The organism is Nocardiopsis endophytica, assembly GCF_027706725.1.
Taxonomy (GTDB): Bacteria; Actinomycetota; Actinomycetes; order Streptosporangiales; family Streptosporangiaceae; genus Nocardiopsis_A; species Nocardiopsis_A endophytica.
This window is the reverse complement of the sequence record NZ_JAQFWQ010000024.1, coordinates 60,310-76,481: the sequence shown is the minus strand read 5'-3', so window position 1 is coordinate 76,481 and position 16,172 is coordinate 60,310. Positions and strand designations below refer to the sequence as shown.

Sequence of the window (16,172 nt, the reverse complement as noted above, 5' to 3'; positions counted from 1 at the left end):
TCTCGGGAAAAACGCCCCTACCGGGCCGGTTTTAGCGTCCTTTTCCCCGAGATCATCGAGGGGGCGGCGGTGCGGGGCGCGCTGTCGTTGATCTCGGGGAACTCGGGCTAATGACGGCCCACTTAAGACCGACTTCCCCGAGATCAACAACGCATGGGGCCGCAGGCGCGGCCGACCGACGGGTCAGCCTGCGATGCGCTCCGCGTCCTCCAGGTCCATCACGGCCATGGCTTCCAGAGTGAACAGCGTGAGGTTCTGATACCGGCCGGGGAGGGCGTCCCGCAGGCGGAAGAAGCGCACCGTCGTGCCGCTCACCAGGTAGTCCTCGTCGACGCCGGTGACCACGACCGCGCGCAGGTCCGCGGCTTCGGGCAGCGCCCGCGCGCCCACCAGGCACCGCGCGGCGAAGAGGAGCCCGCGGGACAGGGCCGCGTGCAGGTAGGTGGAGGGGTCCTCCACCAGGTCCTCGTCGTCGATGCGGAAGTCGTTGACCTCAAGCTCGGTGTCCATCAGCCCCTCGGGGCCGGTGTCGGGCTCCTCGGCGGCCCAGTCGGGCGGCGGACCGCCGGGGGACAGGACACCGGTGGGGCCGCGCCCCCAAGGCGCGTCCGCGATCTCGGCCAGCTCCTCGGGCAGCGGGGCGTCGTCGATGGGCCCCAGCTCCATCAGGAGCCGGTCCATCGGTTCGTTGGTGATCATGGGCGCTTCAGGTCCAGGTAGCCGAGGGCCTTGTCGATGTCGGCGTTGGAGACCAGCTTCTCGACCTTCTTGGGCAGCGCGACGCCGTCCTTGTTGGTCCAGGTGCCGTCCTCGGGATTGTAGAAGTACTTGTCCTTCCTCTGGTCGAACCCGCGGCCCTTGAGCTGGATGTGCACGTTCGCCGACCCGGGCTTGTCCGGGTAGGAGTTCTCCACGTCGATGCGGAACCGGCCGCCCTTGAACTCGCCGTTCTTCACGGTCTTACTGTCGAAGCGGGGCGCGTTCTTGCCGGGGGTGAGCCCGCACCCCTTCGGCGGGGCGTTGTGGACCAGGGCCTGGGTCGGGCCGTCACCCGCGTAGTAGGTGTGCGTGCCGGCGACGCTGAGGTTGAACACCTGGCGCTCGTCCACGCCGTAGCCGTCGGCGGAGGTGACCTCGGCCCACGCGCCCGAGGGGGTGCGGAGGCGGTCGCCCGGCGCGATGTCGCCGGCGTCCGTCCACTCCGCCTCCTCGGGGAGCCAGAAGGGGTGCCCGGCGGTGGCGGTCATCGTGATCGTGGAGCCGTCGACCTCGGCGACCAGGTCGACGAGGTCCTTGGGGCCGTCGCCGGTGATGGTCGCGGTGACCTCCCGCGGGCCCTCCTCACCGGTCACGGGGTCGAAGGCGAGGACCTCGTCGCCGGCCTCGATGTCCTCGATGTACAGCGTCGACCCGTCCGCCATGAGGACGGGCGTCCCGGCGACGAAGCTGTTGCCGGTGCTGCAGGTGGTCGCGGCGGTGTCCCGCGCCTTCTTCTTGTCCTTGACCTTGCCGCGTGCCTTGTCGACGAGTTTCTTGGCGGCGTCGCGGGCCTTCTTGGCCTTGCGGAAGCGGTTCCAGAGCTTGAGGATCTTGCCGGAGTTCTTGATGAGCTTGAGGCCCTTGCCCCAGGGGCTGAGTCCGACGATGGTGGTCAGGCAGGCGATGATGTCGCCTTCGGTGATGCACTTCTTGGCGTCGGTCCAGCCGACGATGTCGGCGACGACCTCGATCAGGGCGTCGTAGACCTCGTCGTATCCGGCGTCTTCGAGCTGCTGCTCGGCGTCGGCCAGCTCCTGCTCGGCATCGGCGAGCTCGGAGTTGGCGTCGGAGACCTCTTCGAGAAGTGCGGGGTCGAACGTGTCCTCTTCATCCTCGGACTCGTCGCCCTCCTCGCCTTCGCCTTCGTCCTCTTCTCCGCCTTCGCCGTCTTCGGAACCCTCACCGTCCCCGGTGTCTTCGCCGTCGCCTTCCTGGCCGTCCCCGTCCTGACCGTCGCCCTGGGAACCGTCGTCATCGCTGCCGTTCCCGTCCCCGGTGCCCGGCCCTCCGCCGTACGGCTCGCAGTCCTCGCGCTCGGGGTCGATGCGGCACATGGCCACGACGTAGAACTCCTGGACGCGCGTCGGCATGCCGAAGGCGAGGATCGCTGTGGCGATCGTCGCCACGAGCAGGAACAACGCCCCGTACTCGATCTTGAAGCCGCCGTGTTCGGCCCTCCACACCCAGCGCATCCGTATTCCCAACACAGGCGATCAACGTCAGTGCAGCGCGATTCGGACGCGCAGCCTCAAAACGCTACTGGGCGACATCTGACCTGGCACAGGGCCCCGGGACCCAATCTCGGGCCCAGCTCCAGGGGTGTCGGCGCCGGAGGGGGACGGCGGGAGAAGGGGGCGTCCCTTCCGATAGCGTTGTCCGGCTTCTAGTGCCGTCCGAACACTCCGGGGGCGGGATCACCGCCACCGGCGGCCACCCCTTCTGGGGCGAGGACGAGCAGACCTGGAAGGAGGCCCGCGAGCTCGAGCCGGGTGACCGCCGCCAGAACCGACCGGCGGGCACAGCAGGTCGACAACCTGAGCGTGGCGAACTTTGTACCGGGTGGAAGGGCGGCGGCAGGGGGCCGCCGCCGGTTGAGGGGGCCGATGCAGCGGTGCAACGAGTGCGGGGCGATCGACCTGGGCATGGAGTGCGCGGAGCGCACCGGTGAGTGCCTGTGGGTGTGCGGTGAATGCGGCTCCATCTGGCGCGACGGCGAGGACCTCGCCGGCCCGGCGTCCGCGGAGACGAACTCGTACACGTCGCCGCCGGGCGGGGCGGTGCTATCGGAGTTCGCCCCGGTCCCGGTTTCGCCGCGTGAGCGCTCGACGTACCCCAAGGCGGTCCGTGCGATCGAGGAATTGGTCTCCACGGGCTTCTACGACCCTTTCATGCTGGGCATGCCCGTGGCCGAGGCGACTGCCCTGATCGGCCATGTCGCACCGGAGAACGGCCCCGTCCGCCTCAGGACCGCCACCGGGCAGCTGGCCGAGATCACGATCGAACCTCCCGGCGGACCGGTGCCCATGCCCGGAGACCTTCCCGCAGGGGCCGACCTTTCCCTGGTCAACGTCTCCTTGGCGGAAGAAGCGATCAACAAGGCCGGAGGCTCGTCCGAGAAGACCGGGGAGTTCATGGGCAGGGGCCGACTGGACTTCCGCGCACCGGAGACGAAGGGTGAGCTGCACTTCGTTCGCTACCGCCTCACCCAGGCTCGCGTTCGCCTAGCGGATTAGCGGCACTTCGGCTCAGAGAGCTTAGGGGCTTGGGTCCTTGGGCCCAACTTGGTTGGAATCTCCGGTCGGTCGTCCTGAGGGCTCCAGGGCGTGCATGTTGCGCTCTTCGAACCGTTGAACCCTTCTGAACTGGGGAGTTGTGCGGGTTCTCCGCCGGGGCGACATCGGGAGGCCGGGAAGGGCCCAGGTCCCAGTCGACATTCCGTGATGTGGCGGGGGTCTGCTAGGCGGGAGAGGATGACCCGTGCCGATTTGTGAGGACTGGAGTGCCGACCTTCGCAGAAGTGAAGGGGCCCCGGTGTCCTTCGGCGAGTCCCACCGGCGCGAGCGGGAGCGGCTCACGAGGCCGTTCTGCGGGCCGGACCCCCTACCAGAACAGGCGCTCGACCCCCATGAAGATCCCCCTTCCGCCGGTCGGCGGTGAGCTGATGCGCCGGGACGGCGCCCGCTCCGGCGCCCCGTCCGCGCCGCGGTGGGACCGCGGCGCGGGGATGACCGAGTACGGCGCGGTCATCCTCCTGGTGGCGGCCCTGGTGGTCGCTGTCTTCGCCACCGGCATCCCCGACCGCGTCTCCGGCTTCTTCGATACCGGAGTATGCGAAGTCGAGGAGGCCGCCCAAGGCTCCGAGGAGTGCGAGGACACCGCCTCCGACCCGGCAGACGACGAGAACAATGCCGCCGAGCCCAAGCCCGCGCGCGCACCTGACGAACCCACCCCCGACACACCGCCCTCCCCGGACGACGAGGACTTCGACGCCGCCGAAGAGGCGGCGGACGACATCCGCGAGTACTGGGACGAGTCGGACGACTTCTGGGGCTGCCTCTTCGGCTGTCCCGACGCTCCGGCGGAGATCCTGAACGACCTCACCGACGCCGAGCTCGACGCACTGTTCCAGAGCCTCACCGCGGACGAGATCAGGCGGCTGCTCGGTGAGGAGGGCGTCCGCGAGATCGCGCTGAGCCGACTGCCGCTGCAGACCATCCGCGACCTGCGCCTGGTCGATGAGGACGGCATCGAGCCGGACTTCGACGACGTCGGTGGGGACGACGCCAACGAGAACGGGCAGGAGGACGACCTGCGCTGGGGCCGTGTGGACGAGGACAAGGTCCGGCTGTGGCCCGAGGACGGTGAGATCGGGATGGACGACATCCAGCAGGGGGCGCTGGGCGACTGCTGGTGGCTGGCCGGCCTCGGCGCGATCGCCGACAAGCACCCCGAGCTCATCAAGGACATGATCACCGAGAACGCCAACGGGACCTACACCGTCACGTTCCCGGACAATGGCGAGCAGGTCACGGTCACGGCGGACATGGTCATGAACGGCGGTGGCGGCCCCGCCTTCGCCCGCCCCTCCGGCGGCGCCATGTGGCCGATCATTCTGGAGAAGGCCTACGCACAGCGTGAGGGCAGCTTCGGGGAGATCGAGGGCGGCCGTGCGACCAACGCGATGGAGCTCGTCACTGGCGACGACAGCAAGACCTACGACACCGACGACGTCGACCAGTCGGACCTGGAAGGGTGGCTGAACGGCAACAAGACCGCGGTCACGGTCTCCACGTTCCCGGAGGGCGATGGGGACGACGGTCCGCTGTACGACAAGGAACCGTCCAAGGGCGGGCTGGCCAACAGCCACGCCTACATCGTCCAGGACATCGACGAGGACGGGAACGTCACGCTCTACAATCCGTGGGGCTACTCCCACGTGACACTGACGCAGGAGGAGTTCCAAAGGCATGTCCGCCGAGTCGACATCAACTCCCACGGGTGAGGGAAAGGGGCCATCGATGCCGGTGAACGGTATGCGGCTCTCCGTGTTCGCGCTGGGCGCCTGCGTCCTCCTGCTGCCGCTCGCCGTCGGGTGCTCCGACGGTGGGGGAGGGGAGGAGCCGCCCGCGCTGTCGACGGTGGACTCCTCCACGGAGGAGCCCTACGACCCCAACCAGCCGCCGCCGTCCCCGAGCCCGGGCGCGGAGGAGACGCTGACCATCGCGCAGAGCACGCAGGGCTCCGCGGTGGGGCTGCGCATCGGTGTCCTGTCCACCAAGGACGGCAAGGCCCGGTTGTCCTTCGTCCCCGAGGCCGACGCCGGAGACCCCGACGCCGAGGAGTACGTGGAGGGCGAGGCCGGTGACACCTTCACCCTGGAGACCGGCCACACCGGCACCATTGAAGAGGTGACCGCCTCCGACCCGGAGGCCGCGGAGGTGGAGGGCGCCGCGACGGGCTCGGTTCGGGTCAGCGTGACCGCTCCGGAGTAGGTGCGAGGAGGTGTTCTCCGCCGCCGCTGGGGCGGCGGAGAACACCCCGCGCAGGGCCAAAGACCCGGCCCGCCGGGCGGTGGTGCCCAGAGAGCGCCTCACCGGCGGTGGGACGGTGTCCACTCCACTACGCGGCGCAGGCCCTCGGGGTCCTCATGCAGGTAATCGGTCCAGCGGTCGAAGGCGCCGTGGGAGCCGACGTCCAGGCCGTCCCACTCCGAAGCGGTGAACAGGCAGCAGCAGTCGTCGAAGACGAGTTCCAGGCAGTCGACCACCCCCTGCTGAGGGCGGGAGTCCGGCCCGGCCGCGTACCTGGCCCGGGTCAGTGTGTTGAAGTCGCGCCCGTCGGCGAGCAGTTGCCACTCAAGGGAGACGGGCATGAACTCCTCCCCGTACTCCCGATTCAGTACATGTTCGTCAAGGTCCTGTTCGGCGTCGGTGAGGTCGTCGGTCCTGGACAAGTGGAGCCGGCCGTGCGCACGCCGGTCCTCGATGCGCAGCATCCCCTCGTCGGTGACCACGTAGAGGCTGGTGTTCCACACGTTGAGGAACGGGCGCTCCTCATTGAGTGTGTGGTCTATGTAGCCCGGAACCACGATGTCCTCGACCTTCCTGGCGGCAAGCCAGGTCAGGAGGTCATCGATGGACGATGTGCTCATGCCCCGAACTCTTGGGCGATCATGTCCAGCTCCTGCTTGTTTCGTCGTATGAACCGCCGGACGTGTCGGCGGTCACTCCAAATCGGACCTCCGCCGGCGTCAACGGCAATAGGTGCTCGCCTTTGAAGTCTTCCATCTGGGTCCACAGTCACCAGACGGGGGTCCCTTGCGTTGTGCTCCCAAGGCTCAGCCCGTTCTTCCCATAGCGACTCCACGAATCCGAGTGAGCTCCGCAGCCTCAGATCGAGATCGGCCACGTTACCTCTATCGACTGCGCGTCTCCATGCCTCGGGGGTCGGGTAAACCTCACGAACCGTTCGTGTGACGGAGTCAGGTTCGGGCCCTGACCACTCCAGCAGCCCATGAAGCCGCCGAATCACCCTGCCGCCTGGAGCGACGTCTCCAGGCCCTCGGAACGCACCGCGGAACTCGATCCTGAGGCCTGCGATGTACTGGAAGGCTCCGCTCGCCCTCCCTGCTCTGGTGAGGCAGGTGATGAAGTCGCAGCCGGGAACGACGCTCGCGCGGACGAAGTCCGGGGCCAGTAGGGCGAACACGTCCTCCATCCATGCTGGCACGATCTCCGACCAGGCACGATTGACTGAGATTGCGGTCTGTACCCGGTCGAGGATTTGCTTCTGAGAATCCGGATCCGGATTCGCCTCCCGCAAGAGAAGGGACGGCGTGGCGCATTCGGGGATCTCTTCCTCAAGGGACACTTCGGGCATCCTTCTTGGAGAGGTGGGATTCGAGCGTATCTGGCCGGTGAACGAGGCGGCGGGCGGCGCCGATCTGGCGCATGAGGCGCTGAAGGTAGGCGTACTGCAGGTCGGCACGGTCGTGTCGGCCGAGCCGCAGCACGACGTGGACACCGGGGGCCAGAGTCAGCAGCAGTTCGCCGTCGTCGGTGGACTCGAGGCGTGCCATGCCGGGCGCCGGATCGGTGATGCGGACCGGGCGGCTCACCGGGACCACTCGCAGTGGGACTTGGCGTGCCGGGCCAGTGCCTCTTGGACATCGCCGCGCCCGAGACGCTGGGACAGGGTCATCAGAGCGTGGACGTCGCGCGCCTCGCGGCGGGCCACCGCGCGCTCGTGTGCGGCGAGGAAGGGCCGGACGCGGTTGCGGGGCAGGCGGGCGAGATAGCGGTCGGTGGCGGAGAGCAGTTCGGCGAAGTCGTCGAGGTCGCGGCAGGAGAAGCCGACGTCGTGGCAGGAGTGCGCGGCGGTGAACAGCAGTGCGGTGCCGTCGGAGGTGTAGCCCAGGCCCCAGCGCGTGTAGCGCAGGGCGAGTTCGACGAAGCGGGAGTAGGCGTCGCCGTCGAGTCGAGGGACGGAGTAGGTCACGCTCATCGGGGCGCCCCCTCAGGGCGGGCGGTGGTCGTGGCCGGAGTGGACATGGCTCCCCCAGGGGAGGTCGAGCCGCCAGGCGGCGGTGGTGCAAGACAACTCCGAGTTTGACTCTGTCAGATTGACTCGTCAATATGGTTTTGTCAATCTGACAGAAATATCCCGATCTGCGAGGCGGCGCCCTATGATCGGCGTGGCAGCGACGAGCAGGAGCCCGAGGCGGACATGACCAACCGGCACAGCCCCACGATCCGCAGGCGCCGTCTGGCGCTGGAGCTTCGTCGTATGAGGGAGGCGGCCGGCTACACCGTCGAGCAGGCGCGCAAGGAGCTCGGCTGGTCGTCGGGGCGCCTCAACCACATGGAGGGCGGCAGGCTCTCGCGGCCGGACTCTTCGGCGCTCCGGGACCTCATGAACCTCTACGGCGTGGACGACGACCAACGCCGCGAGGCCATCCTCGACCTGGGGCGCCAGTCCAAGGAGCGCGGCTGGTGGCACGAGTACGGGGACGTCTTCAACGATCTCTACGTGGCCTTCGAGGCCGAGGCGTCGGTAATCTCCTCGTACCAGCCGATCGTCATCCCCGGCCTGCTGCAGACGGCCGATTACGCCGCAGCCACTGCTCGGGTCGTCCCCGCCAGGACCGAGGCCGAGATCGACCGAGCGGTCAGCGCTCGACTGGAGCGCCAGAAGATCCTGCAGCGCGGCGACGCCCCCGACTTCAGAGCCGTCATCGATGAGAGCGCCCTGTTGAGGCTGGCGGCGATGCCTGAGGTCGCCCCGGAGCAGTTCCGCCACCTCATCGATCAGGCCGAGGCGGTGAACACGGTCACCGTCCAGGTGCTACCGATCTCCGCCGGACTCCACGCATCGACACACGGATCCATGGTCATCCTCGACTACGCCGAGGACCTGGATCCGTCGATCGTGTACTTGGAGACCCGGTCGGAAGGGTTGTACCTGGAGGAGTCGGCACAGGTGGCGGGATATCGGACGGCCTTCGAGCATGTCTGCATGGATGCTCTCTCCAAAGCCGACTCCGTGGCATACCTGCGAAGCTTCATCGAATAGGCGAGGAGGACGGATTCGATGCTTCAGTTCCGGAAGTCCAGCTATAGCGTCAATGAGAGTGCTTGTGTCGAGGTCGCCGACCTCCCCGGTTCGAGCGCCGTGCGCGACACGATGAACCGGAACCGGGGGCACTTGGAGTTCCCAAGTGCCGAGTGGCTGGGGTTTCTAAGAACGCTCGAACTTGACGACTAGCCCAGAAGGGTGTGGTGCCCGGCCTGCAGGCCGGGCCTTCACCATGAGCGGGACGGCATGGCCGCATTCGGTCAGATCGGCGTGATCTGGCCAGGATTCGCCTGTCCGAAGGGACCTCTGGGGTGGGTGGGCTGGTATGACGTACCTGTCACCACGGTGACCATGTATGTCCCGCTACCCCCAGCCCTCCACCGGAGCCCCCATGACCACGGCCTCAGAGGCCCCGCCCGCCTCCGAGACTGAAGCTCGGAGCCCATCCCGCGTCGGGCTGTTCAACGTCCTCTTCACCGCGGCCATCCTTCTCAGCGCGCTCCTGCTCTTCGCCGTCCAGCCGATGGTGTCGAAGATGCTCCTGCCCCCCTACGGGGGCGCCGCGGCGGTGTGGACGACCTCGCTGCTGTTCTTCCAGACCGTGCTCCTCATCGGCTACGCGTACGCGCACTTCGCCCCGAGGCTGTTCGGACGTGCCCACCCGCCCCTGCACGCGGTCCTGGTCCTCGTACCGCTCTTCGTGCTCCCTGTCGCTCTCCCGGCCTGGGCGATCCCCGGCGAGGGGGTCCCGGTGGCCGCGTGGCTGCTCCTCGTGCTCGGGGCCATGGTCGGGCTCCCCTTCCTGGTCCTGAGCACCACCGGTCCGCTGGTCCAGGCGTGGTACTCCCAGCTCGGCCTGCCCCGCTCCCGCGACCCCTACTTCCTCTACGCAGCGAGCAATGTCGGCAGTCTCTCGGCCCTGATCGCCTACCCCTTCATCGTCGAACCGACCTTGGAGACACGCACGCAGGCGCTCACCTGGGCGGCGGGTTACGTGGTGTTCGCGGTGCTCATCGGCTGCTGCGCGGTCATCGTCCGCCGACGTGCCAGCCGGGCCGTCCCGCAGCAGGAGGAAGCCGGTGGGGAAGCCGGCGAAGAGGCGCCCCCGGCGTCCGGAACGGCGGTCACCTGGAAGCGGCGAGCGCTGTGGCTCGCCCTCGCGGCCCTGCCGTCCTCGCTCATGCAGGGCGCGACCACCTACATGTCCACCGACGTGGCAGCGGTCCCGCTGCTGTGGGTCATCCCCCTCGCCCTGTTCCTGGGCACCTACATCATCGCCTTCGGAGCGCGGCGGCACGGCTGGGTCTCCGGAACGGTGGAGCTCCTGCTGGTCGCCGTTCTGCCCCTCGTTCTGCTCAGCAGGATGCCGACCCTGGTGCCCGTCTCGGTCGCGATGCTCGCGGCGATGGCCATGCTCGTCCTGGTCTCCCTGGCATGCCACGGGCTGCTGGCCGCCGACCGCCCCGAGCCTTCACGACTCACCGAGTTCTTCATGATCACATCGTTGGGCGGTGCGCTGGGCAGTCTATTCAACGGGGTCATCGCCCCCTTGGTATTCGACGAGATGCTCGAGTACCCGCTCGCGCTGATCGCGTCCGTGCTGGTCGCTCTGGCCGCCACCCGTCCCTCGGCGCCGGTCCAGGCCCTGCGGGACCGCAGTTGGGCGCGCCTGGCTCTGCTGGCCCTGGTCGCGGTGGCCGTGGTCCTGTACTTCGTCACCCGCAGCGTTCCCGTACTCATGGGCGCGATGCTCATGGCGATGCCGCTGTGCATCGTGATCATGCGGGACCGGCGCGTCCTCGTCGGCTTCTTGGCGGTGGTCTCCGCGCTGGCGCTCGTCGGTCTCGGATACCTCCGCGATGACGACGTTCTCAAGGGCCGCACGTTCTTCGGCTCCTACTCCATCACCGAGGACGGTGAACGGCGCCAGCTCTCCCACGGTACGACCGTGCACGGCTTCCAGCTCCAAGACGCCGACAATCGCTCCACGCCCGTCTCCTATTACTCCGAGACAGGGCCGGTGGGGGACGTGTTCTCCACCTACGGCCAGGACGCGTCGAACGTCGGGGTGGTCGGCCTGGGAACCGGTGCGATCGCCGCCCATGGGAAGAAGGGACAGAGATTCGACTTCTTCGAGATCGACCCGGAAATGGTCAAGGTGGCTTCCGATCCGCGCTGGTTCACCTACCTCGACGAGTGCGCGTGCGATGTGCGGACCATGGTCGGTGACGGCCGACTCCTGCTCGACGAGGCCGATGACGGAACCTACGACGTGATCGTCCTCGATGCCTTCACCTCTGACGCGATCCCGGCCCACCTGCTCACTCGCGAGGCCTTGGCGGAGTTCAAGACCAAACTCGCGCCCGGGGGAGTCCTGGTCGTACACCTCAGCAACCGCAACCTTGAGCTTGAGCCCATGCTCGGGGCCACCGCGACCGAGGCCGGCATGCAGGGACTGCTCCGCTCCGACGCCAATCGGGATGAGGACGGTGACGAGGTCAATCCGTACGCTTATCCATCGGTGTGGGCGGTCCTCGCCGCCGAAGAGGGCGACCTGGAGCCGATCACCTCCGATGGTGCACCTAACGCCGACGAGTGGCAGGCGATCCCGACCGATGGCCCCGTGTGGACCGATTCCTATTCCTCACTGCTACCGATCCTGAAGTGGTGAAGGTGCCTGGGGGCGGTACCCCCGCCCCCCAGGCACCCCCGGCACTGGAGAGACGGTCCGTGTTGATACACCCGTGACGGCGGCGAGGGGGTCACCTCCTGGTGGCGGAGTAACCCATCTGCGCGTTCATCGACCTTGGGTAGGGAGATAGAAGGTGGGGTCGGTCTGGAGACCGACCCCACCTTTTCGCACCAAAGTTCCGCTCCGGTATCAGTACCAGTTTGCGCTGGCCCCAGACGGGCTGTTCGTGGGGTTCTGCCAGAACGCCCACGCCTCACACGGCGTGTTGTAGCGGTCCTCGATGTAGTTGAGACCCCATTCGATCTGGATCTCCGGACTGTCCATGAACCCCGCAGGGACGTTGTGCACACTGGGCAGGAGCTGTGGGATGCCCGCGGCTCCACTACTGGGGTTCACGGCCTTGTGGTTCCAGCCGCTCTCGTGGCTCCACAGCGTCTCAAGGCACTCCCATTCGCGACCGGTGAAGCCGCGCTCGGCCGCCAGCTCCTTGCCGATCTTCTTGTTGGCCTTGTTGTCGCCGGCACGGCCACCTGTCGGGATTCCGAAGGAGTACTCCTCGGGCTTCTTAGGCCTGTCCACCTCGGTCCAGGTCTTTCCATCGCACTCCGGACCCTCGACGAGACACACCATTTCGCGAACGATGTCGTTGAACCGGCCTCCAGGGTCGACCGCAGCCACCGCCGTGATGATCATGGCGGCGAGCATGGAGATGACACCCAGCTCGAGGAACTGGGTCGCACCGCGGTCGCTTCTATTGGCGAATCGATCCCTCAGGAGGGCAATGCGTTTCATGGAGAAACCTGACAGTTGGGGGGACTATTCGATGGGTACGTCCTGCGCGGGCTCGAACCCGGGGAACTCGAGCGTGATCTTCTTTGTGTCCTGCGGGATCATGAAAGTGTTCCAGTACGGGGCGGAGGAGTCCTCGCGTACCGGGTCGATGAAGTCACCGGGGGTCTGGACGCCGGCGCAGAGGCATATCCCTCGCTCGTCCCGCAGGGTGTAGAACCGAAGTTGGTTCTCCTCGTCCAGGGCGGTCACGCCGTGGCTTCCTTCTCCGGTGTATTCGAAGGTTTCTCCGGTGAGGTCGCCCGCGTAGATGTCATCGCTGTCCTTGACGTTGATCGTCCAGGTGACCGTGACGAGGTCCGTACCCTCCTCACGAACGGCGCTGTTCACATCGATGGACGACGCCCCGTAGTCGTCGGACGATGCCTCGGCCGCCGAAGCGACGGGGAGGGCCTCCTCCGCGTAGGAGGAGGAGATCGGCAGGACCAACGCGCACGCGGCGGTCGCGGTGCAGGCAGAGATGATCCGCTTCGGAAGTCGATGAGTTGGCATTCGTGAACCTACTTCTGGAACGTCACGGTGACTCGGCGGTTCTTCTCGCGTCCCTCTTCGGTCGAGTTGGAGGCGATGGGGTCCTCGGATCCGTGGCCGGCGGTCTCGAACTCCACGCCGTCTCGGGTCACGAGGCCCTCAAGACGCTTCTTGACGGACTCCGCCCGGTCCTCGGACAGGGGGACATTGATGGAGTCGTCACCGGTGTCGTCTGCATGGCCATCGATCTTGATCGTGGTCGCAGAGCTGCCGTCGATCTCCTTGGCCACGTCCTCCAGGGTGTCGTCGGCCTTGCCGGTCAGCTCGGATTCATTCACCTCGAACAAGACGTCCGCGGAAAGGTGAATGGACGTTTCCTCGCCGCTCTGCTCACGGTCGCTGTCGCCTTCGAGGTTCTCCTGGTAGGCGTCCAGGTTGAGTATTTCCGGGTCCTTGGTATCGGCTTCGGTGATCTCGGAGTCGATGTCTCCGCCATCCGAGACCGGTACGCCGCTGATGTTCGCGGTCACCGGCGTTGATATGGAAACCGATGACACGTCCTCGGGAGGGGCGGGGAAGGCCGCCCAAAACTCAAAGTCCTCTCCGGGGGCCAGGGAGCTCGTGTCGTCCCAAGTGCTGCACAGGCATTTTTCCTCCTCCTGCTCCACGAGGGGGAGGTGGCGCTTGTAATTCGCCGCGTCGATCAGACTGATTCCGTCCGGAGTGCTGTACTGCCCTCCGAATCGATTGCTCGTGGAGAAGAGGTCGTATACCTTTGCATCCTCGTCGTCATTGTTTGTGACGCGCGCGGTGAGGACCGCCGTATCTCCACTTCTTTCCAAAGAAAGGATGTCGATCTGCAACTTGTCCTTGTGGAAGGTGGAAGTGGTGGTTGCAGTGGCCACGACCCCGTCCTTTCCACCGCCCTGCCCGCCGGAACCTCCATCTTCCCCTCCTCCGGAGGAAGGGGAACCGCTGTCATCGGCGCCGACACATCCGGCGAGAAGGAGTGTCGTCGTTGCGGCGGCGAGCACGCTGGGCAAAGTGCGCGTGCGTTTCCCCGCACCTTTGCTGGTATGCATGGGGGCTCCTCTGAGGTACGTCGGTCGGTCAGAGGCTAGCGGACGGCGTGAGTCCGGGGGTAGAGGGCCGGTGGCCGTGGGGCGTCAGGTGTTGACGGACACGTGGATGTGGTCCATGTGGTTGACCGTGTTTCCTCCGCGTTCAGGGACCCAGCGTTTCACGTTGTTCCAGTCGCCCACCGGATCCCGGCTGGGGTTCCAGATGTGGTGGTCCCACATGATGTAACTGATGTCCAGCTTCTCGTGGTTGTCGATCATCCACTGAGCTGCGGCGTCCGATCCCTGCTTGAGGTCGGCGCTTGGAAGGTTGCCGTTGGCCGAGACCATGTAGTCGCAGGCGCGGCCGCGGGGGTGGTCGCCGCCGTCCTCCTGGGAGCGATAGCAGCCGACGCCGTACTTCTCGAAGACCGCACCCCACTCGCCCATGATCGCCTCGTGGGTCTCGCACATCTGGCGGGTGATGTTCTGCCCGCCCACAGCGTCGCAGGGGTAGCGGCCGCTGCCCGGACCACCGGTGAGCTCGGAGTAGATCCACTGCCCTTCGCGGTCGACGAGGCGGACATCGGTCATCCCCTTGGCCTGCCCGTAGGTCCAGATGCGCTGATAGCCGCCACCGCTGTCAGCGGGGCGGCAGGCGACGAAGTTCCCGATCTCAACGCCGAGGACATTGAAGAGGGGGACGAGCTGGCAGTCGGGTATCTGCACCTCGGCGATCGCGGCGGCGTTACCCGTGGTGACCGGGATGGTCTCGTCGTTCTTCTCGGCCTCCTCGAGTTCTTCCTTGTCCGGGCATTCGCGGAACATCCAGGTAACGCTGCGGTCGTCCTGGAGCTCGCGCTGGCACGCGTTACCTCTGACCTCGACCCGGACGAAGTTCCCGATGCGGCCCTGCTCGTTGTCGCTGGCCCGGATGTCCTCCAACGTCGCGTTGTTCTTCGCGGCGTAGTCCTTGGCGGCGGACTTTCCGCTTCCCGCCTGCCAGCCCACACCCCAGGGGAGATTGCCGCCGGCGAGTGTCTCGGCGACCCGGTGCTGGATGTCTCCCGCTGCGGCCAGCGCGGCCGCGTCGGCCGCAGTCTGCGCGGACGACCGCATGTTGTTGGCCTCACCGACACGAACGAAGAGGACGGCAAGGGCTGCTAGGGAAAGCGCCAAACCGACGAGCAGGTACAGGCTGGCCTGTCCCCGCTCGCCGGTGAAGCGCGACGTCAGTATGAGTTTCATCGTGAAGCATTCATATCTGGAGGGTGGGAGGTGGGGAAAGGCCCCACCTCCCAAAAGCTTCCTTGGCGTCAGCCCGACGTCCGGTGTCAGAGAGGAGCGGCTTTCTTAGCCGTTGCCGCCCTCTTCCTCCTCCTCCTCGTTGCCACCGCCGCCGCCACCGGCGCCGGCCTCCTTCTCGATCTCGTCGACGCTGTCCTTGAACCAGCCCTTGATCGTGTCGTCGAGGCCGAGCCCGAGAACCGCGGTGGCAATGGCGGCGACCAGCAGGATGATCGCACCGTACTCCATGAAGCCGGCGCCCTTGTCTTCCTTCTTGGCGCGGCGCTTGGCGACGAAGTCGTTCATCTTGGTGCGGAGGTCCAGCATTTGAGTCTCCTTCTGAGTTCCGCCGTTTTCCCGGCGGGGCCTGTGCCCTTGCGACGCTCATTAATCTACGGGGGCGGATGGCCGGGGGCATAGGGCCTGCGGGCCCAACTTGAGGTCGGCGTGGGCCCAAGCCCTTTGAGGTCCCGAGGCCCACTCCCGGCCTGCTGAGGAGGCACCTCAGGTCACGGCCCGACTCCGTTCCAGCGCGCGATGGCCTCTGCACGCGTCGTCACATCGAGTTTTCGGAAGATGCGGTTGATGTGGTTCTTGACGGTCTTCTCCGTCAAGAAGAGCTCTTTCGAGATGGCCTTATTGCTCAACCCGCGGGTGATGGCTTCCAGGACCTCAGCCTCGCGCTCGGTCAAGCCGAGGCCGTCCGCGGGATTGTCCGGCGGTGCTTGTTCCGGCGTCGTTCGCACGGACTGCAGTGCCGCTGTCGCCGCGATAGGGGAAAGGGGGGTGCCGGAGCCACGGGCCACTTCCGACAGGGCACGCTCAAGCTCTTCACCGCTGAAGTGCCCGTGCACGAGGTACCCGGATGCTCCCTTGCGGAGCGCCGACCGGATGATGTCGGCGTCCTCGGTGTGGGTCAGCATGATCACCTTGGAGAGTCCGGAGAGCTCCTCGACGGTGCTGATGCCGTCCCTGACCGGCATCCGGACGTCGAGGAGGGTCACGGTCGGGTTGTGCAGCCGGGCGAGTTCGAGCGCCTCGGCTCCGTTGGTGGCCTCGGCGACCACGGTGATGTCCTCGATGGCCTCCAGGAGGGAGACCAGGCCGGTCCTGACGATCACGTTGTCGTCGACGGCGAGGACGGTGATCGGGGAGAAGTCGGGCAGGGCGTCGGGGGAAGGGGAGGTCACGGGGACTCCTGG

Annotated in this window: 18 protein-coding genes; 6 read left to right on the top strand and 12 right to left on the bottom strand. The window is 66.8% G+C overall.

The genetic code is table 11. From position 1 onward, the window contains the following. Positions 1 to 183: 183 nt before the first annotated feature. Positions 184 to 699, bottom strand: coding sequence for a hypothetical protein (locus O4J56_RS10965; protein WP_270685619.1), 516 nt, complete (start codon positions 697 to 699; stop codon positions 184 to 186). After that, positions 696 to 2,231: a Hint domain-containing protein gene (locus O4J56_RS10960; RefSeq protein ID WP_270685618.1), complete on the bottom strand. Its 1,536-nt coding sequence runs from the start codon at positions 2,229 to 2,231 to the stop codon at positions 696 to 698. Before O4J56_RS10960 ends, O4J56_RS10965 begins: the two co-directional genes overlap by 4 nt. Positions 2,232 to 2,528: 297 nt before the next feature. On the opposite strand from O4J56_RS10960, the gene O4J56_RS10955 reads away from it, so the two are divergent. The 3 genes from O4J56_RS10955 (at position 2,529) to O4J56_RS10945 (ending at position 5,531) form a co-directional block, all read left to right on the top strand. Continuing rightward, positions 2,529 to 3,272 (top strand): hypothetical protein, encoded by a 744-nt coding sequence (locus O4J56_RS10955; protein WP_270685617.1) that lies wholly within the window; start codon positions 2,529 to 2,531, stop codon positions 3,270 to 3,272. 392 nt (positions 3,273 to 3,664) lie between these two features. Further along, a complete protein-coding gene (locus tag O4J56_RS10950; protein WP_270685616.1) occupies positions 3,665 to 5,041 on the top strand; it encodes a C2 family cysteine protease in 1,377 nt (458 codons plus the stop codon). A 16-nt stretch (positions 5,042 to 5,057) separates the two neighbouring features. Further along, the gene (locus O4J56_RS10945) at positions 5,058 to 5,531 is read left to right on the top strand and encodes a hypothetical protein (RefSeq protein WP_270685615.1); all 474 of its coding nucleotides are present in this window, start codon (positions 5,058 to 5,060) and stop codon (positions 5,529 to 5,531) included. A 98-nt stretch (positions 5,532 to 5,629) separates the two neighbouring features. Here the strand turns inward: O4J56_RS10945 and O4J56_RS10940 are convergent, their stop codons facing one another. Genes O4J56_RS10940 through O4J56_RS10925 form a run of 4 tightly spaced genes read right to left on the bottom strand, consistent with a single transcriptional unit; the run spans position 5,630 to position 7,542 of the window. Then, positions 5,630 to 6,190 (bottom strand): hypothetical protein, encoded by a 561-nt coding sequence (locus tag O4J56_RS10940; RefSeq protein ID WP_270685614.1) that lies wholly within the window; start codon positions 6,188 to 6,190, stop codon positions 5,630 to 5,632. Continuing rightward, positions 6,187 to 6,909: a hypothetical protein gene (locus O4J56_RS10935; protein WP_270685613.1), complete on the bottom strand. Its 723-nt coding sequence runs from the start codon at positions 6,907 to 6,909 to the stop codon at positions 6,187 to 6,189. The genes O4J56_RS10940 and O4J56_RS10935 overlap by 4 nt, the downstream gene beginning before the upstream one ends. Further along, the gene (locus tag O4J56_RS10930; RefSeq protein ID WP_270685612.1) at positions 6,899 to 7,156 is read right to left on the bottom strand and encodes a hypothetical protein; all 258 of its coding nucleotides are present in this window, start codon (positions 7,154 to 7,156) and stop codon (positions 6,899 to 6,901) included. Before O4J56_RS10930 ends, O4J56_RS10935 begins: the two co-directional genes overlap by 11 nt. Further along, positions 7,153 to 7,542, bottom strand: coding sequence for a hypothetical protein (locus O4J56_RS10925; RefSeq protein WP_270685611.1), 390 nt, complete (start codon positions 7,540 to 7,542; stop codon positions 7,153 to 7,155). Before O4J56_RS10925 ends, O4J56_RS10930 begins: the two co-directional genes overlap by 4 nt. A gap of 222 nt (positions 7,543 to 7,764) precedes the next feature. Here O4J56_RS10925 and O4J56_RS10920 point away from each other — a divergent pair, with 222 nt between their 5' ends. From O4J56_RS10920 to O4J56_RS10910, 3 genes are all read left to right on the top strand, one after another. Beyond that, entirely contained in the window at positions 7,765 to 8,610 is an 846-nt protein-coding gene (locus O4J56_RS10920) for a helix-turn-helix domain-containing protein (protein ID WP_270685610.1), read from the top strand. Between the two features lie 18 nt (positions 8,611 to 8,628). Then, entirely contained in the window at positions 8,629 to 8,802 is a 174-nt protein-coding gene (locus O4J56_RS10915) for a DUF397 domain-containing protein (protein WP_270685609.1), read from the top strand. A 202-nt stretch (positions 8,803 to 9,004) separates the two neighbouring features. Beyond that, on the top strand, positions 9,005 to 11,284 hold the full coding sequence (locus tag O4J56_RS10910) for a spermidine synthase (protein WP_270685608.1): 2,280 nt from the start codon (positions 9,005 to 9,007) through the stop codon (positions 11,282 to 11,284). A gap of 210 nt (positions 11,285 to 11,494) precedes the next feature. On the opposite strand, the gene O4J56_RS10905 is transcribed toward O4J56_RS10910, so the two are convergent. The 6 genes from O4J56_RS10905 to O4J56_RS10880 form a co-directional block, all read right to left on the bottom strand. After that, positions 11,495 to 12,097, bottom strand: a complete 603-nt coding sequence (locus O4J56_RS10905; RefSeq protein WP_270685607.1) for an aggregation-promoting factor C-terminal-like domain-containing protein — start codon at positions 12,095 to 12,097, stop codon at positions 11,495 to 11,497. Positions 12,098 to 12,121: 24 nt separating this feature from the next. Further along, the gene (locus O4J56_RS10900; RefSeq protein WP_270685606.1) at positions 12,122 to 12,646 is read right to left on the bottom strand and encodes a hypothetical protein; all 525 of its coding nucleotides are present in this window, start codon (positions 12,644 to 12,646) and stop codon (positions 12,122 to 12,124) included. Positions 12,647 to 12,654: 8 nt separating this feature from the next. After that, on the bottom strand, positions 12,655 to 13,530 hold the full coding sequence (locus O4J56_RS10895; protein WP_270685605.1) for an OmpA family protein: 876 nt from the start codon (positions 13,528 to 13,530) through the stop codon (positions 12,655 to 12,657). Positions 13,531 to 13,791: 261 nt separating this feature from the next. After that, positions 13,792 to 14,931, bottom strand: coding sequence for a pilus assembly protein TadG-related protein (locus O4J56_RS10890; protein WP_270685604.1), 1,140 nt, complete (start codon positions 14,929 to 14,931; stop codon positions 13,792 to 13,794). Positions 14,932 to 15,036: 105 nt separating this feature from the next. Then, positions 15,037 to 15,297: a hypothetical protein gene (locus O4J56_RS10885; RefSeq protein ID WP_270685603.1), complete on the bottom strand. Its 261-nt coding sequence runs from the start codon at positions 15,295 to 15,297 to the stop codon at positions 15,037 to 15,039. Between the two features lie 182 nt (positions 15,298 to 15,479). Further along, on the bottom strand, positions 15,480 to 16,160 hold the full coding sequence (locus O4J56_RS10880; RefSeq protein ID WP_270685602.1) for a response regulator: 681 nt from the start codon (positions 16,158 to 16,160) through the stop codon (positions 15,480 to 15,482). Positions 16,161 to 16,172: the final 12 nt, after the last annotated feature.

Coding starts and splice junctions, on each gene's coding strand:
- O4J56_RS10900 (WP_270685606.1), bottom strand. CDS start 12,646: ATGCCAACTCATCGACTTCCGAAGCGGATCATCTCTGCCTGCACCGCG.
- O4J56_RS10915 (WP_270685609.1), top strand. CDS start 8,629: ATGCTTCAGTTCCGGAAGTCCAGCTATAGCGTCAATGAGAGTGCTTGT.
- O4J56_RS10960 (WP_270685618.1), bottom strand. CDS start 2,231: ATGCGCTGGGTGTGGAGGGCCGAACACGGCGGCTTCAAGATCGAGTAC.
- O4J56_RS10920 (WP_270685610.1), top strand. CDS start 7,765: ATGACCAACCGGCACAGCCCCACGATCCGCAGGCGCCGTCTGGCGCTG.
- O4J56_RS10965 (WP_270685619.1), bottom strand. CDS start 699: ATGATCACCAACGAACCGATGGACCGGCTCCTGATGGAGCTGGGGCCC.
- O4J56_RS10905 (WP_270685607.1), bottom strand. CDS start 12,097: ATGAAACGCATTGCCCTCCTGAGGGATCGATTCGCCAATAGAAGCGAC.
- O4J56_RS10925 (WP_270685611.1), bottom strand. CDS start 7,542: ATGAGCGTGACCTACTCCGTCCCTCGACTCGACGGCGACGCCTACTCC.
- O4J56_RS10885 (WP_270685603.1), bottom strand. CDS start 15,297: ATGCTGGACCTCCGCACCAAGATGAACGACTTCGTCGCCAAGCGCCGC.
- O4J56_RS10945 (WP_270685615.1), top strand. CDS start 5,058: ATGCCGGTGAACGGTATGCGGCTCTCCGTGTTCGCGCTGGGCGCCTGC.
- O4J56_RS10890 (WP_270685604.1), bottom strand. CDS start 14,931: ATGAAACTCATACTGACGTCGCGCTTCACCGGCGAGCGGGGACAGGCC.
- O4J56_RS10910 (WP_270685608.1), top strand. CDS start 9,005: ATGACCACGGCCTCAGAGGCCCCGCCCGCCTCCGAGACTGAAGCTCGG.
- O4J56_RS10940 (WP_270685614.1), bottom strand. CDS start 6,190: ATGAGCACATCGTCCATCGATGACCTCCTGACCTGGCTTGCCGCCAGG.
- O4J56_RS10950 (WP_270685616.1), top strand. CDS start 3,665: ATGAAGATCCCCCTTCCGCCGGTCGGCGGTGAGCTGATGCGCCGGGAC.